Origin of the sequence: Mesorhizobium sp. AD1-1, from assembly GCF_020164655.1 — a bacterium.
GTDB lineage: Bacteria > Pseudomonadota > Alphaproteobacteria > Rhizobiales > Rhizobiaceae > Mesorhizobium > Mesorhizobium ciceri.
The window spans coordinates 100,296-115,426 of the sequence record NZ_JAIUGP010000007.1 but is presented as its reverse complement, the minus strand read 5'-3'; the positions used below and the strand labels follow the sequence as shown (position 1 = coordinate 115,426).

At 61.7% G+C, this 15,131-nt stretch carries 13 protein-coding genes and 1 pseudogene; 9 read left to right on the top strand and 5 right to left on the bottom strand.

Annotated features, from left to right (window positions below; genetic code table 11):
• Nucleotides 1–58: 58 nt before the first annotated feature.
• The 3 genes and pseudogenes from LB519_RS15505 to LB519_RS15495 form a co-directional block, all read left to right on the top strand.
• Nucleotides 59–1,522 (top strand): aldehyde dehydrogenase family protein, encoded by a 1,464-nt coding sequence (locus LB519_RS15505; RefSeq protein WP_224620477.1) that lies wholly within the window; start codon nucleotides 59–61, stop codon nucleotides 1,520–1,522.
• 29 nt (nucleotides 1,523–1,551) lie between these two features.
• Nucleotides 1,552–2,568, top strand: a complete 1,017-nt coding sequence (locus LB519_RS15500; RefSeq protein ID WP_224620476.1) for a Gfo/Idh/MocA family protein — start codon at nucleotides 1,552–1,554, stop codon at nucleotides 2,566–2,568.
• Between the two features lie 349 nt (nucleotides 2,569–2,917).
• Nucleotides 2,918–3,148, top strand: a pseudogene (locus LB519_RS15495) (CopG family transcriptional regulator); the annotation flags it as partial.
• 91 nt (nucleotides 3,149–3,239) lie between these two features.
• On the opposite strand, the gene ehuB reads toward LB519_RS15495, so the two are convergent.
• The gene (ehuB, locus tag LB519_RS15490) at nucleotides 3,240–4,112 is read right to left on the bottom strand and encodes an ectoine/hydroxyectoine ABC transporter substrate-binding protein EhuB (RefSeq protein ID WP_224620475.1); all 873 of its coding nucleotides are present in this window, start codon (nucleotides 4,110–4,112) and stop codon (nucleotides 3,240–3,242) included.
• A 239-nt stretch (nucleotides 4,113–4,351) separates the two neighbouring features.
• Nucleotides 4,352–4,819, bottom strand: coding sequence for an Lrp/AsnC family transcriptional regulator (locus tag LB519_RS15485; protein ID WP_224620474.1), 468 nt, complete (start codon nucleotides 4,817–4,819; stop codon nucleotides 4,352–4,354).
• Between the two features lie 125 nt (nucleotides 4,820–4,944).
• On the opposite strand from LB519_RS15485, the gene LB519_RS15480 reads away from it, so the two are divergent.
• The 3 genes from LB519_RS15480 to LB519_RS15470 all read left to right on the top strand — a co-directional run bounded on the left by LB519_RS15480 (nucleotide 4,945) and on the right by LB519_RS15470 (nucleotide 9,459).
• Complete coding sequence (locus tag LB519_RS15480) at nucleotides 4,945–7,326, top strand: transketolase (RefSeq protein WP_224620473.1); 2,382 nt, start codon at nucleotides 4,945–4,947, stop codon at nucleotides 7,324–7,326.
• A 193-nt stretch (nucleotides 7,327–7,519) separates the two neighbouring features.
• Entirely contained in the window at nucleotides 7,520–8,392 is an 873-nt protein-coding gene (locus LB519_RS15475; RefSeq protein ID WP_224620472.1) for a kinase, read from the top strand.
• On the top strand, nucleotides 8,386–9,459 hold the full coding sequence (locus LB519_RS15470; RefSeq protein WP_224620471.1) for a PLP-dependent cysteine synthase family protein: 1,074 nt from the start codon (nucleotides 8,386–8,388) through the stop codon (nucleotides 9,457–9,459). The genes LB519_RS15475 and LB519_RS15470 overlap by 7 nt, the downstream gene beginning before the upstream one ends.
• Here LB519_RS15470 and LB519_RS15465 read toward each other — a convergent pair.
• Nucleotides 9,454–10,791 (bottom strand): threonine synthase, encoded by a 1,338-nt coding sequence (locus LB519_RS15465; protein ID WP_224620470.1) that lies wholly within the window; start codon nucleotides 10,789–10,791, stop codon nucleotides 9,454–9,456. The genes LB519_RS15470 and LB519_RS15465 overlap by 6 nt on opposite strands.
• 127 nt (nucleotides 10,792–10,918) lie before the next feature.
• On the opposite strand from LB519_RS15465, the gene LB519_RS15460 reads away from it, so the two are divergent.
• The 3 genes from LB519_RS15460 (at nucleotide 10,919) to LB519_RS15450 (ending at nucleotide 12,763) form a co-directional block, all read left to right on the top strand.
• The gene (locus LB519_RS15460; protein WP_224620469.1) at nucleotides 10,919–11,185 is read left to right on the top strand and encodes a helix-turn-helix domain-containing protein; all 267 of its coding nucleotides are present in this window, start codon (nucleotides 10,919–10,921) and stop codon (nucleotides 11,183–11,185) included.
• 168 nt (nucleotides 11,186–11,353) lie between these two features.
• Nucleotides 11,354–12,082, top strand: coding sequence for a LuxR family transcriptional regulator (locus tag LB519_RS15455; RefSeq protein WP_224620468.1), 729 nt, complete (start codon nucleotides 11,354–11,356; stop codon nucleotides 12,080–12,082).
• Between the two features lie 66 nt (nucleotides 12,083–12,148).
• Nucleotides 12,149–12,763, top strand: a complete 615-nt coding sequence (locus tag LB519_RS15450) for an acyl-homoserine-lactone synthase (RefSeq protein WP_224620467.1) — start codon at nucleotides 12,149–12,151, stop codon at nucleotides 12,761–12,763.
• Nucleotides 12,764–13,198: 435 nt separating this feature from the next.
• Here the strand turns inward: LB519_RS15450 and LB519_RS15445 are convergent, their stop codons facing one another.
• The gene (locus tag LB519_RS15445) at nucleotides 13,199–14,152 is read right to left on the bottom strand and encodes a Gfo/Idh/MocA family protein (protein WP_224620466.1); all 954 of its coding nucleotides are present in this window, start codon (nucleotides 14,150–14,152) and stop codon (nucleotides 13,199–13,201) included.
• 116 nt (nucleotides 14,153–14,268) lie between these two features.
• Nucleotides 14,269–15,129, bottom strand: coding sequence for a sugar phosphate isomerase/epimerase family protein (locus LB519_RS15440; protein ID WP_224620465.1), 861 nt, complete (start codon nucleotides 15,127–15,129; stop codon nucleotides 14,269–14,271).
• Nucleotides 15,130–15,131 lie beyond the last annotated feature (2 nt).

The following is a 15,131-nucleotide window of genomic DNA, read 5'->3' as shown; positions in this document are numbered from 1 at the left end:
CCGCAAGGAGCAGCCGCGAGGCATCTGCTGCCTTGCCGGTCTTCATCGGGATTCTGAAATGACCAAGCGTGAATACGGCATCTGGATAAATGGCGCTGCCGAATTGCCGGCGGAAAGTACCGTCTTCGACAGAAGCTCGCCGTCCACAGGCGAAATCGTCGCCAGCGTTCATCTCGCCGGGAAGATAGAACTCGACCGTGCTGTCATTCTCGCGAAGGAAACGTTCAAGAAGGGTAGTTGGAAGGGGCTTGCGGCGAGCGAGCGCGGGAAGATCCTGCTGCGTTGGGCCGACCTCATCGTGGGGGAACTCGCAACGCTCAGCCGTATCGAGGCCGATGAAGCCGGAAAAACGATCGCAGCCGCCAGGGGCGAGATCGAGTGGTCGGTAGAGTTGCTGCGTTATGCCGCATCGCTCGCCTGGAGCATTCCCGGCCGCGTCATCAATCACGAGGGCGCCGAGAAGTTGGGCCTGGTGACCTATGAGCCACTGCCCGTCATCGGCATGATTCTTCCTTGGAATTTTCCCACGGTGACGCTGTTCCAAAAGTTGCCCTATGCCCTTGTTGCGGGATGTTGCGTCGTGATCAAGCCGTCGGAGCTCACGGCGGGTACAGCACTCGAATATGCGCGACTGGCCAAACATGCCGGGGTTCCCGACGGGGTCCTTGCGGTTCTGCCTGGCACTGGCGAGGTGGTCGGCCACAGCATGTGCGTGCACCCGGACATCGACATGATCTCCTTTACGGGGTCCACCGCCGTCGGGCGCAAGATCGCTAGCCTCGCCGGCCAGTCGCTGAAGAAGGTGGCGCTTGAACTCGGCGGCAAGGGCGCCAACATCGTCTTCGCTGACGCGCAGCTCGACGCGGCGGTTGCCGGCGCGCTTGCAGCCTTCACAATCAATCAGGGCGAGGAGTGTTGCGCCGGTGGAAGGCTGTTGGTCCAGGACACCATTGCTTCGGAATTTGTCGCCAGGCTGGCAGAAAAGGCTGGCATGCTGAAGCTCGGAACGCCTGACGATGTCGATGCCGATCTCGGCCCCTTGATTCACCGGCAGCATCAGCGGAAAGTCCTCGACTATATCGAAAAGGCGCGGCAGGAAGGCGCAACGCTCGTGACCGGCGGCGGCGCGCCGACGACTGTCGGATTGCGGAATGGCTGCTTCGTCGAGCCGACCATTTTCAGCGGCGTCAAGCCGCACATGACGATCTTCAAGGAAGAGATATTCGGACCCGTGCTTGGGGTTACCACTTTCAAGGATGTTTCGGAGGCAATCGCGCTGGCCAACCTGACACATTACGGCTTGGCCAACGGCGTCTGGACCTCCAACCTCGACACCGCAATGGCGGTCTCCAGCGCCCTTGAAAGTGGGTTCGTTTACGTCAACACCTATCTTGAGACGGTCCCCCAGCTGCCATTCGGCGGCAGCAAGTCCAGCGGGCTCGGCAGGGAAAACGGTCCTGACGGGTTGCTGGAATTCATGCAGGCGAAGTCCACATTCGTTCGCCTGCGTCCGAACGCGTGATTCCCTCAGATGCAACGGAGAGCAAGACGATGAAGCCGGTCCGTTTCGGGATTGTGTCGACGGCGAAGATCGCCCGCGACTGGGTCATCCCGGCAATGAAAGCCGTGCCGGAGTGTGAGGTGGTCGCCATCTGCTCACGCGACGCGTCTCGTGCGGCCCGCGTCGCCACGGAATTCGATATTTCGAAGCACTATGCGTCTCTCTCCCACTTGCTGGACGACGACGAGGTTGAGGCCCTCTATATCCCGACGCCGAACAATCGGCACGTCGACGATGCAATTGCCGCCGCGAGGGCTGGCAAGCACGTCTTGTGCGAGAAACCACTTGCCTTGAACGCGGCGGACGCCCTGCGCCTGGCCGAGGTTCAACGCCAGACAGGTGTGCAGATATCGGAGGCTTTCATGGTCCGGTATCATCCGCGATGGCTCGCCGCGCGTGAGATCATCCGCGGTGGCAGGCTCGGACGCGTCACCCAGATTCACGCAACCTACAGTGTGATGAACGACAATCCGCAGGACATCAGGTTCCAGCCGGAACTCGGCGGTGGTGCCTTGGGAGACGTTGGCGTCTATCCGATAACGGCGGCCCGCTTCCTCTTCGAGGCCGAGCCGATCGCTGCGACGGCGACATTCGAAATGCTCGCGCCTGATGGTGTCGATATCGCTGTCGCCGGCATGCTCGAATTTCCGGACAATCGCAATCTTCTGTTCAGCGGCGCCCTTCTGCAGGCATGGGCACACTGGGTCATGGTCATTGGTACCGACGGCTGGATGGAAATCCCGGTCGCCGTCTGGCCCTCGGCAACACAAGAGACGATCATCAAGCTGCGCAAGCGTGACGATATCTATGACCAGGATGCCGAAGTCATCCGCTTTGCGCCGGCAAATCAGTATGAAGAAGAGGTCCGTGAGTTCGCGCGCGCCATAAGGGGTGAGATTAAGCAGCCTTGGCCAATCAAAGATGCGGTAGCGGGAATGCACGTGCTGGATGCCGTCAGGCAGGCCGCTGCTGAGAAAGCGCGTGTCCCAATCCGGAATGAGCGCTGATTTAACAATGGCCCAATTGAACGCATTGCGCGCAGCCGTACTTACTTGCCGGGGGGTAGTTGTCGGCACCCTGCTATAAGATAACGAGGCCAGACGCTTCAGGCTCGATATCCTGCGGCCGGTTGTGAGTTGCTGAAGAATTGAGCCAGGGAGCCACGTGCCTGTTCGAAGTCATCCCATGCCGCGACGTCGGGCACCTTGCTGCTGCTCCCGTCTGCGCGTTCGTAGATTTCCATGCGTGGCCGCGGGCCACCAAGGCCTGCACATAGACGCCCTTCGACGTGACCTCGGCAGCGAGGCTCTGCGAGAGCGGCAGCACATAAGAGTTTGTGGCCGCGTAGATGCCGTGATCGCGCGCCTGGAGCGCGATGCCAGCATCGCTGGAAACCTTGTCCGTTTTTATCCGCGTCTGGTTGGCGACGACTCCCGCTTTGCCCGAACCGATGGCGCAGGCGGCGCGAGCGACGGCGAACGAACGCTACGAGGCATTCGTCGCCGCGCTTGGGAGGCGCCTCGCCAGCGGCCAAGCCTGCGGCAGGAAATCCCCGAAGACGTTATGCTATCCAGCGACGCAGAATGACGATGAAAGGCATGTCGGCAGAGGCGCCGCCCGCGCTAGCGCGGCGCCGCCCGCGCTGTTGATGCCAGCTCGGTTCTGTCGCTGATGGCGTTCAGTTGGCGGCTCCGCACAGCTGCGACGTCGTCAATCCTGGCGGCACGTTTTCCGCGGGGCCAAATCCGTACCTCGCCATGATGTTGGCGATCATGCCGTTCGACATGACTTTCGCCAGACCCTGATTGTAGAGGTCGCGCAGATCGCCATCGTCCTTCCTGAACGCGATCGCGATGTAGCTGATCGACTTCGCGTCCGTCGTGAACGGGCTGGCGCGCTCCAGATCGGGGCTCTTGTTGCCGGCCAGCAGCCCGATCACCGTCGGGGAAGAGAACAGAGCCGCGTCGACGCGACCGGCGCGCAGTGCCGCGATGTTGGTCTCGATATCGGGGAACTGCAGGATGCGGTCCTCCGGCACGCCCTCGGTGATGGCGTTCTTGATGACATTGCTGCCGCGGCCGCCGCCCATGATCGCGTCGGATTTCTCGGCAAGATCCGCATAGCTATGGATCGCCTTGGGGTTGCCGGCGAGCACGATCGCCGCGTCGTCCGACCTCAGGTCGGGAGCGCCGAAGGCGACCTGCTGACAACGCTCCGGCGTTATCGACAGGCCGGATGCGACGGCATCGAAACGGCCGGCCATCAGGCCAGGGATCAAGGCGCCGAACTCGGTGACCTCGAAGTCGACCTGCTTGACGCCGAGATCGGCAAAGGCAGCCCTGAGAAGATCCGGATGCCAGCCGAGCAGCTCGCCGGTTCCCTCCTTCTTGTAGCCCCATGGCGAGCGGTTATGGATGCCGATGACGATGCGTCCTTCCTTCAAGACGCGTTCTTTTGTGGTCTCCGCCGCGGCCGGCAGTAGAGATCCAGCAAGCGCGGCATAGGCGATGCAGGCCAGGCCAAAGGCGGCCGATCCGGCTCGAAATTTCATCAGTGCAGTCCTCCCGTGAGATTGAGTTGTTGCGCGCAGGCGTTCCGCCTCAGCCGCACGAGGCTACGTTTGAAGACGGCAATCCGTCAATATAGATGTACAAAATATGTATTAAGTATTGCGACCGCAGCAGCGAGTGGCTCTCGCTTGTGGCGTTTGTTCGTGGGTTGCAATTGGGTTGACGCGGGCGCCCCACCCTCGCTCACTTGCCGCGGCGATGGTTCGAGACAACCGGTCGATTAGACGGGCAAGACTTCCGAGCGCTTGACCTGGCCGAGGGCGAAGCTGCTTTCGATCGAGGCGATGTTGTCCAGCCGCGTCAGCTTGTCCTTGATGAACCGCTCATAGGCCTCGAGGTCGCGCACCACGATGCGCATCAGGTAGTCCCGTTGGCCGGTCATCAGATAGCAGTCGACAACCTCCGGCCAGCGCAGCACCGCCTGGGAGAAGCGGTCGAGATCGTCCTCGCGTTGCCGCTCAAGCTTGATCGACGCGAAAGCGCTGATCGGCAAGCCGAGCTTCTTCTGGTCGAGGACCACGGTGTAACCTTTGATGACGCCGGCGCTCTCCAGGAGCCTCACGCGCCGGGCGCAAGGTGAAGGCGAAAGACCGACGGCTTCGGCAAGCTCGTTCATCGTCGCCTTGGCGTTCTTCTGCAGCGCGGCGATGATTTTGAGGTCGATTGCATCGAGCGTCGGATTTGGCACATTTCCCTCGTCTGGGCGCCATTATCGGCTGGATCAGCCAATATCGTTGATATGGGTGCATAAGAATAGCCACTTTTGAGAGGCCTACGCCGCTATCGTTGAGCCGCGATTCACGGGAGCCGATGATGACGATCCTTTCCGAACTTGAACGCAAGGTTCTGTGGCTGGCTGTCTGGATGATCCATCATGCCAATCACGTTCGCGGGTCGGAGGACGGGCTCAAGGTCGGTGGCCACCAGGCGTCGTCGGCGTCCGCCTCGACCTTGATGACTGCGCTCTACTTCCAGATCCTCAGGCCTGAAGACCGCGTTGCCGTCAAGCCGCATGCGAGCCCCGTCTTCCATGCCATCCAGTATCTGTTCGGCAAGCAGACGCTCGAGCAGTTGCAGAATTTTCGCGGCTATCGCGGCGCGCAGTCCTACCCGTCACGAACCAAGGATATCGACGATGTGGATTTCTCGACCGGGTCGGTCGGACTGGGCGTGGCGCAGACCCTGTTTTCCTCCCTGGTCCAGGATTATGTCAGGGCAAAAGGCTGGAACGCGGACCGGCCGGAAGGCCGGATGGTCGCCCTTCTCGGCGACGCCGAGATGGATGAAGGCAATATCTTCGAGGCCCTTCTCGAAGGCTGGAAGCACGGCCTGCGCAACACCTGGTGGGTCGTCGACTACAACAGGCAAAGCCTTGATGCGGTGGTGCGCGAAGGCTTGTGGCAGCGCTTCGAGTCGATCTTTCGCAACTTCGGCTGGGATGTGGTGATCCTGAAACATGGGATATTGCAACAGGCCGCCTTCGAGGAAGAGGGCGGCGAAAAGCTCCGGTCCTGGATCGATGCATGCCCCAACCAGCTCTATTCCGCGCTGACCTTCCAGGGCGGCGTCGCATGGCGCAGGCGTCTTCTGGACGACTTGGGGGACCAGGGACCGGTCACCCGGCTGATCGAGAAGCGCAGCGACGAAGACCTCGCCGCCCTGATGGCGAATCTCGGCGGCCATGATCTGGCGAGCATCGTCGACGCCTTCGAGGAAGCGCGCGGTCATGATCGTCCGACCTGCTTCATCGCCTATACGATCAAAGGCTTCGGCCTGCCGCTCGCGGGCCACAAGGACAATCACGCCGGATTGATGACGCCGGCGCAGGTCGACGCGCTGCGGCAAGGCATGGGCGTCCGCAAAGGGCATGAATGGGAGATGTTCGAAGGCCTTGCCTACGATGAGGCCGCGATCCGGACCTATCTGGCGTCGTCGCCTTTCGCGCAGGCAGCCACCCGCCGCCATAAAGCCGAAGGCGTATCCGTGCCGGCGCGGATTGCCTGGAGCGCACAAGCGTCCATGTCGACACAGCAGGGTTTCGGCCTTTTGATGCACGAGATTGCCAAGTCGGATGACGATTTTGCAAGGCGTGTCGTCACCACGTCTCCGGACGTGACGGTCTCGACCAATCTTGGCGCCTGGGTAAACAGGCGCGGTCTGTTCGCCCGCGGCGACCAGGCGGATATTTTTCGGGAAGAACGCATTCCCTCTACCTTCAACTGGACGTTTTCGCCGTCGGGACAGCATTTCGAACTGGGCATCTCGGAGATGAATCTCTTCACGATGCTGTCGGCGCTGGGATTGTCGCACTCGCTTCACGGGGAGCGTCTGCTTCCTGTCGGAACGCTCTACGACCCCTTCATCGAGCGTGGCCTCGATGCGCTCAACTATGCCTGCTATCAGGATGCGCGCTTCATCCTGGCGGCCACGCCCTCCGGCGTGACCCTGGCCCCCGAAGGCGGAGCGCATCAGTCGATCGCCACGCCGCTGATTGGCATGGCGCAAGACGGCCTGGCGACATTCGAGCCGGCCTATGTCGACGAGCTGGCAGTCATCCTGCGTTGGTCATTCGACTACATGCAGCGCTCCGGCGAGGCCGAGCCCGATGACCATAGCTGGCTGCGCGATCAGACGGGAGGGTCGGTCTACCTCAGGCTTTCCACGCGATCGCTCGAACAGCCGGCTCGCCAGATGGAGGATCCGCTGGCGCGCGCCATCGTCGATGGCGCCTACTGGTTGCGCAAACCCGGGCCGAATGCCGCCGTGGTGATCGCCTATTCGGGAGCTGTCGCGCCGGAGGCGGCCCAGGCGTTGGGGTTGATGGCCGGTGACCGGCGCGACGTCGGGCTTCTTGCCGTGACCTCGGCCGACCGGCTGAACGCCGGCTGGTCGGCTGCGGCGCGGGCGCGCCAGTATGGCCATCCGGGCGCCACCAGCCATGTCGAGCGTTTGTTGGCTGGTCTCCCGGCCTCATGCGCCATCGTCACGGTTCTGGACGGGCATCCCGCGACGCTCGCCTGGCTGGGGTCGGTCCATGGCCATCGCACGCGTGCGCTCGGCGTCGAGCATTTCGGCCAGACCGGTACGATCGCGGATCTCTACCGGCATTATGGGATCGATGCGCAAGGTATCATGGCCGCGGTGCAATCGGTGTCGGCCGGCCGGCCGCTGCGGCACCTTGGCTCGGCTGCCTGACGACCCGCCAGCATCGCCTCGCGCCTGCTGGTGCGATTGGAGCCGTCAATACCGGAATTCCTTGAGGGCGGCTGCCGATCGTCGGCGCCATCTTCCCGCATGGCGACAAAGCCTGGGGGAGATGAAAATGGCTGGGGCAGGCGATCTGATGGGCCGTGAAGCACTGCGGTCGCCGATCGGGATAGCGACGGCGATGGCGCATCACGGCGAACTCATCCAGGGCGTCTTCAAGGATAATGGCGGGCGCCTTCATCGCGGCCTCGTGACGCTGCCGATTGCCGGCCTGAGATCCGAGGCGCGCTTTACCAGAAGCGACGGCGATGCGGTCATTGTCCTCCCCGATCACAAGGTCAAGGCGGCGGCAGCCGCGCGGCTCACGCTCAATTTTCTGAACGTCACCGGGGGCGGCGAGCTGGCGCTTCAAAGCGCAATCCCCGTGGGCCACGGCTACGGCTCATCGACGGCTGACGTTGTCGCTTCCATTCGTGCTGTCGCCGCAGCCGTTGACGTCCAGTTGCGGCCATCAAGCATCGGGCGTCTTGCCGTGGCTGCCGAGCGCGCCAGCGACGCGATCGCGTTCGATGAGCACGCAGTGCTTTTCGCGCAACGCGAAGGCACCGTGATCGAGAATTTCGGAGACTCCCTGCCGCCGCTGCTTCTGGTCGGGTTCAAGGCGAATGGCGGGGTTCCGGTCGATACGCTGCAGCTGCCGCCCGCACGCTACGACAGTGCCGAGATCCAGGAATTCGGCGTGCTGCGGGCGCTGGTGGCGCGGGCGGTGCGCCTTCAGGATCCCTATCTTCTCGGACGCGCCGCCTCGGCCAGTGCCCTGATCAGTCAACGGCACCTGCCAAAACAGGGCTTCGGTGAGATCGCCGACATTGCCAGGCGAGCCGGGGCGTGCGGGGTGCAGGTCGCCCATAGCGGTTCGTTGTTTGGGCTGATCTTCGATCTCTTCACATCGAACCTGAAGCGACGTGCGGCCCTGGTCGCGCAGCAGATAAGACGTGCCGGCTTCAAGGATGTCGAAGTTCACCTGGTCAACGCGGAGGGCTGGACATGGTGACCTTCGACGTCGACTATTTCAGGGACCTCGAGACCCCGCGCCTTGCTCTGCTGGCGCCCAATGTCGTGGCCGCGGCGCTTCCGCTGATGAAGCTGATGCCGGCCCGCTACATTCTGGATCGGGCAGCGTCGGATGGCGACCTGAAGGCAGGGTCCCATATTGTCGAGACGACGTCCGGAACATTTGGAATGGCGGTGGCGCTTCTGGCGGCGGCGCGCGACTATCGCCTTACGCTTGTCACCGCGTCAACGCTGATCGATGCCAAATACAAAGCCCGCCTGGAGCGCATCGGCGCCACGGTCATCGCCCTTGACGATCCGCGCGGCGACGGCAACCAGCCTGGCCGGCTGGAGCGCCTCCAGGAAATCCTGGCCAACGAGCCGGACGGCTTCTGGACCCGCCAGTATGACAGTCCGGGCAACTGGCTTGCCTATGCGCGGCTGGCCGAACTTTTCATCCGGGCAATGGGCAGGATTGACTGCCTGGTCGGCTGCGTCGGCACGGGCGGCTCGCTGTGCGGCACCGCGTCCTTTTTACGAACGGTCTTTCCGCACCTGACGGTGTTTGCCGTCGATACCCATCGCAGCATTTTGTTCGGGCAGCCCGTCGGCAAGCGCATGCTGCGGGGCTTGGGCAACAGCGTACTGCCGAAAAACGTCAGACATGAGCTCGTCGACGAGATCCATTGGGTTGGCGCCTATCCGGCTTATAGGACCGCGCATCGTTTGCTACGCGAGCACGGCCTCTTCATGGGGCCGACCAGCGGCGCCGCCGCGTTGGTGGCGCAATGGGTTGCAACGACGCTTCCCGACGCGCAGGTGGCGGTCATCATGCCTGACGAAGGCTATCGTCATGCCGAGACTGTGTACAATGATCACTGGCTTGCGGCTCTGCCTGACTGGCCCAGCAAGGAACTGTCCGAGCCCAGGACGCTGACGACCATCGCACCGGCCCCAGAAACGCAATGGACGCGCTTTCTTTGGCTGCGTCGCAGTCTCGACGATGTGCTGAAAACCCAGCCAGCAGGCGAGGTGCCGCCGGCTGTTGGCGCGGCGGAAAATCTATGAAGCGAGATCCGGCCCGTTTTTGTCGAGCCAGCGCCAGGCGTCGTCCGTCGTCTGGAAGACCTGATCGTGTTCGTTCGATCCGGCGGACCGATCGAGATCCTTGAGACCGCTGGCTGTCACGACGGCCACGACACGGTCTGTGGCTGCAATGACACCTTGGTCCTTCAATGTCGATATCGCCATCAGCGGCGTGACCGAGGCCAGTTCGGCAAAGATCCCTTCGTCGCGCGCAAGGCGCTCCTGCATCGCGATCAGGCCGTGATTGCTGACCGTGACGGCGTGCCCGCCGGATTCGCGCAGCGCCTTCAGCGCCTGAAAGGTGCTGCGCGGCGTGCCGATCGATACGGCAAGGCTGTCGAAAAGCATCTTGCGTTCACTCAACGCATCGGCGCCGCTGGCCAGAGCGTGCGCCAGCGACCCATGCACCTCCGCCGCGACGAGACGAGGCAAGCGCGTGATCGACCCTGCCGCGAACAACTCGCAAAAGCCGGCCCACACGCCGGACAAAGCATCGCCGTAGCAGACCGGCAGGACACACCAGTCTGGCGCCGTGCCATCCGATTGCTCGACGATCTCATAGGCGATCGTCTTGTAGCCTTCGATGCCGAGCGGATGGCTGCCGACGACCGGACCATGATAGGGCGATGCGATGAACCAGTCGTACCGGGCCGCTGCCTGTTCAAGCAGCGACCATCGGTCCATTTTGTTCACCAGGGGCAGGACCGTCGCGCCATGTTTGCGGATCTGCGCCAGCATCGCGCCGGCTGATCCCGCAAAGGTGGTCACGATGCATTTCAGTCCGGCTCGAGCGGCATAGGCCGCCAGCGAAGCGCCGGCGTTTCCCGATGAGGCGGTCGCGACGATCTTCGCGCCACGCGCGCGCGCCACGCTGACCGCGATCGTCGAGAAGCGGTCCTTGTGCGACCAGGTCGGGTTTCGGCCTTCGTCCTTGATGGCAAGGTCCGGCACGCCGAGAAACGCGCCGATGCGCAGCGCGGCAAGCAAAGGTGTCAGACCCTCGCCAAGGCTCACCGCCTCCGTTTCCGTGCAAGGCAGCATATGCGCAAAACGCCATAGCGAGCGCGAACGGGTGACGCCGTCAAAGGGATGGCGGTGCGGGGCCGCATAGACTGGCGCAAGATTTGCCGGCGCGGTGTCCTGGCAGCGCGCGCACCCTTTGGAGTCGATGGTGACATCGGCAGGGTAGGAAGCACCGCATCGGATGCAGAGGAACTCCAGGACCGGGCTTGTGTTCGTGCCGGGTCGGTTTGGCTCGCCTGAAAGATGCGCGGACATGTCGTGTGCGAGGTCGCGAAACGGCCGGCTCGCCATGGCTATTCCTTGTCCAGGAAACGATGAATTCGCTGGTTGTTTCAACCAGCCAACAGCACGGCTGTCAATGCGGAATGTGCACTATAGTGTGTCGCACCATAGTGCGCGTCGTAGCATCCGTTGTTTGATGAAACTTCGCGCCGTTTTTGGTCTGAACGTGCAGCGGCTTCGCAGGGAGCGAAAACTCTCTCAGGAGCAGTTGTCTTTCGTTTCCGGCCGCACGCGCGCCTATATCAGCAGCGTCGAGGCCGGGCGACGCAACGCTACGCTGGATACAGTCGAAATTCTGGCCAAGGCGTTGAATGTCGAGCCGCAAGAGTTGGTTTCGGCGAACCCGGCAAGTAAGCGAGCTATTCGGGTGACGAAGCAGGCGACTTCAAAGTCGACCGGTTGAAGCCAGACTTCCACTATCCAGTAATGGCTCGGTTTGCACTTATTTCATCTTTGTGATGCGGGATTGACTCCTTTAGTGTACATTCGATGCTTGTCCCATTGAAGGTGGCGTCTAGACAGCCATAGGTTGTTCCGCGGGGTAGGGCCTGACTTTGGTTGAGGTCTGCCAATGGAGAACGAGACTGTTGTCGCCCTTTTTGCGGCGATCTCGAAGATCGACACCGCGCGGTCGGCTGATGAAATCCTTCAAGAGTTCCGCCTAGCCATGGAGCGCTACGGATTGCGCAATTTTCTGATCACCGGACTGTCTGTGCCGCACGATACGGACTGGCAGCGTGAGATCCTCGCTGATGGCTGGTCTCCTGAATGGCATCATCGCTATGTCACCAAGGAGTATTTTATGCACGATCCTTGTGTCGCCCAGTGCCGGCACTCGCCAGAGCCTTTCCGATGGGGCGAGCTGCCGGCCGCAAGGCTGGTTCCACGCGCGAAGCTGGTCATGGACGAGGCGGCCGAGTTCGGGATGAAAGAAGGCGTCTGCGTCCCAATTCATGTCCCATTGGCCGGGCCAGGCGTCGTCACGATGGCGAGTGACAGGATGGACGTGCCGCCAAGCGCCATGCCCCTTATCGAGACGCTTTGCGTGCATACCTTTCGCAGCCTCTCGGGGCTGGGGACACCCAGCGATGGCGATGAGCCCACGCCCTTGACGGCGCGTGAGCGCGAACTCCTGGAGTGGAGCGCGCAAGGCAAATCCACCGAGGACATCGCCTGTATCCTCGGCGTTACCACGAACACGGTCGAAAGCCACCAGCGCAACATTCGAGGAAAACTCGATGCGAGCAACGTCGCGCATGCCATCGTCAAAGCGCTGCGAAGGCAGGAAATCCAGATTTAGCAATACCTGAATACCGTCATACGTAGGGCAAGTCCGTTTTCCTACGACCCTCCACCTGGAGGCGTCATGGTTCGTATACATCTGGTCACTTGGGATAACAGGAAGCACTACAGGAAAGTTCTGGAGCGCTACTTTCGGATACGCTACGAGATTTACGTCAAGCAGAGGCGATGGCGCGACGTCGCCCGGCCCATCAACATTGAGATCGACGCCTTCGACAACGAGCATACGCTTTATGTTTTGGCGCTTGACACCAACGGCAAGATCGTAGGCGGCTCCCGCCTCGTGCCGACGCTGGAGCCGCATCTCATGAGCGAGGTCTTCCCGGGTCTCGCCGGCGGTAGCCCTCCGAGAGCGGCTGAAATCTTCGAATGGACGCGTTTCTTCGTCGTTCCATCGCTTCGCACGCACGGCACTCCGTCGCCGATCGCCGGCTTGGTTCTCTGCGGTCTGCTTGAGGTCGCGCAACGCTTGGGGATTCGACAGATCAGTGTGGTGTGCGAGACATTCTGGCCAAAACGGCTGCGTGCGCTTGGCTGGAGGCTGATCGAGCTCGGCGACGTTCTTGAGCACCCCGACGGCGATATCATCGCGCTGCTGATCGATGTCACGCCCGAGGCTGTTGAACGGACGCGCCGCGCCTACGGCATCAGCGGCGTCATCCTCGCGGACAAGATCTAGTCTAGAATGAAACCCATAGCCAGTTGAAGTTCGCCGGCCAAAGACCGCCAATCGATCGCGAATTGTAGAAATATTCGACGACCATTTTGGGGCCCGTAGCAGACTGGCAGCTTCTGGCCTCGCAACGAAAAATGTAGACGTTCAACCTGCTGGGACCGAGTTCGGGAATTGACCTGTGGCAGTCGTTCGAATTTGCTGCCTTGAACGAGCATGCTCTGCCACCAAGCGGACATCACGCGCGATCTCGCGACGGCCGTTATTGACAAAATTGAGCTTTCTGCTTGTTGTACGAGCTAGTTGCGGAGCCGATCTGCATGAACGGGGCGGGCCACCTTTATCATGTCAAACGTGCTTATCCGACGGTACTTGAGCCAAGGCCTTGCATAGTGCTCCGGAATTCACCAGCCCAGGCTCTCGGCCAATCTCCCTGGATGACTAGCGCACCCACGCACTATCTGTTGCTGCCGATGTTTCCGCCAAAGCGATGATCGCCTGTACTTCGAGTCCCTGTTTGTCTGAGACGGGCAGTTGCGAGCCAGTGCGCAGGGCCTCTGCGAAGGAAGCAAGTTCCGCGGAAAATGCATCAACCGGCGATACGTCGAACATGCGTATGCCTTTGGCATTGACCAACAATAGGTGGTTCGGGCGCTTGCCCAGAATGTACCCCCGCTCACCCACAAAATGGAAAGCGATGTCGTCATGGCCGGCAATATTCGGGAATCGCGGCATGTAGCCACCGTGGATATGGGCGCGGGCGCCACCCTCGAATACGATGTCCACTTCCGCCCAGTCCTCTCCGGCTCGCCCCAAACGATTGAGAGTGGTGGCACGGGTCTTGTCCGGAAGCGCGTCGTTCATCCAGATCGCAAGATCGAAAGTATGCACCAGCATGTCGCGAAGAACACCGACATCGACGTACCAGATGCGCTCGCCCGGCGGGACCGGCTGATAGAACGCCATCGTGGACGAGACCGCATTGCCGATTTCACCGTTGCGTATGAGTTGGTTGGTCTGGTCGAAAATCGCTTCAAACCGCATCTTGAGGCCAAATCCTATGCGGCGGCCGGCGGCGGCAACCGCAGCCGACATCCGTAGCGCCTCGGCCAGGGATGTCGCCATGGGCTTCTCGACAAAGACATCCAGCCCAAATTCCGCCGCGTCGAGCACGGCCTTGCAGTGGTATGGCGTCGGACTGCATATGCAAGCCACATCGACTTCGCCTGAAGCGAACATGACCCTGTGATCGGCATAGGCGTTTTTTTTCCCGACAACCGTTTCGGCCCGAGCGAGGTCGGGATCGCAGGCGGCGCTTACGACATGGCCCAGGGCAGTTAGTTTCTCCGCATAGAGTTGTCCCATCATCCCGCAGCCTACGATGCCGAAACGCATTGTCATCTTACCTACCGCCCTGTGTTTACGCATTTGCCGCCGGACACATGTTGGCCTGTTTCCAAAGTAGCGCGTGGCGCCGCCGTCCGACCGAGCCCATGGCGAAATGAGCCGATTTATGCCCGCGCAAGGGAGCCCGCATCCTCGGCCCTCGCATCATCAAGGCACTGCTCAAGAAAATTTTTGCCGGCAGGCAAGGCGACTTCGGCAGGAGGCAGATGCGCCAGCCATCGCCGTTCATATTCCAGCGAATAATGACCGCGATAGCCATCCGCATAAAGCGCGCGGATCGTTTCCGGCCAGGGGTCGCTGCCTTCTCCTGGAACGACGGATTTTCGCTTCTCGTTTTCCAGCACCGCGTCTTTCACGTGGACGTGCCTGATCAATGTCTTCTGCAACTCGAAGCTGTCGTGGAAATCCTCCGCGCCGATAGTCGCAAGATTGGCCGGGTCATAGAGGATGCCGACATTCTTGCGCTCGATTGACCCGCATGCCGCGACGGTGCGCGCGGCGGAGGTGGCCATCGTGTCCATGTGGTTTTCGATCAGGATTTCGATCCCACGTTCCGCTGCATGATCCGCGATCAAGGTCAGAGACGCCCTGAAGCGGTCAAGCGCCGCCTCCCATGCCGCCGCCTCGACCTCCTCAGCCGCGAGCAGACGGATTTGGCCGGCGCCCAGTGCAGCCGCCAAGTCGAGCTCGCGGCGGACCCCGTCGATTGCCTGCATTCTCGTGGCCGTTCCAGGGACCGCGAAGCGCTTTTCGTACGAGCTGAGGACAGCGACCGGAACGCCGAGCCCGGCAGCCGCGACCCCCAGTGCACGGACGGCGTGCTCAGATTCCACAGGCGAGACTCCGCATCGGTAGTCCGCCTGACAGATCAGCTCGACGCCATCAAATCCGAGGCGCGACGCCAGCCGAATTGCCTCCTCGGGGGTCATTTCCGGGGTAGCCATCGTGTGCAGCAAGATGCCCATGC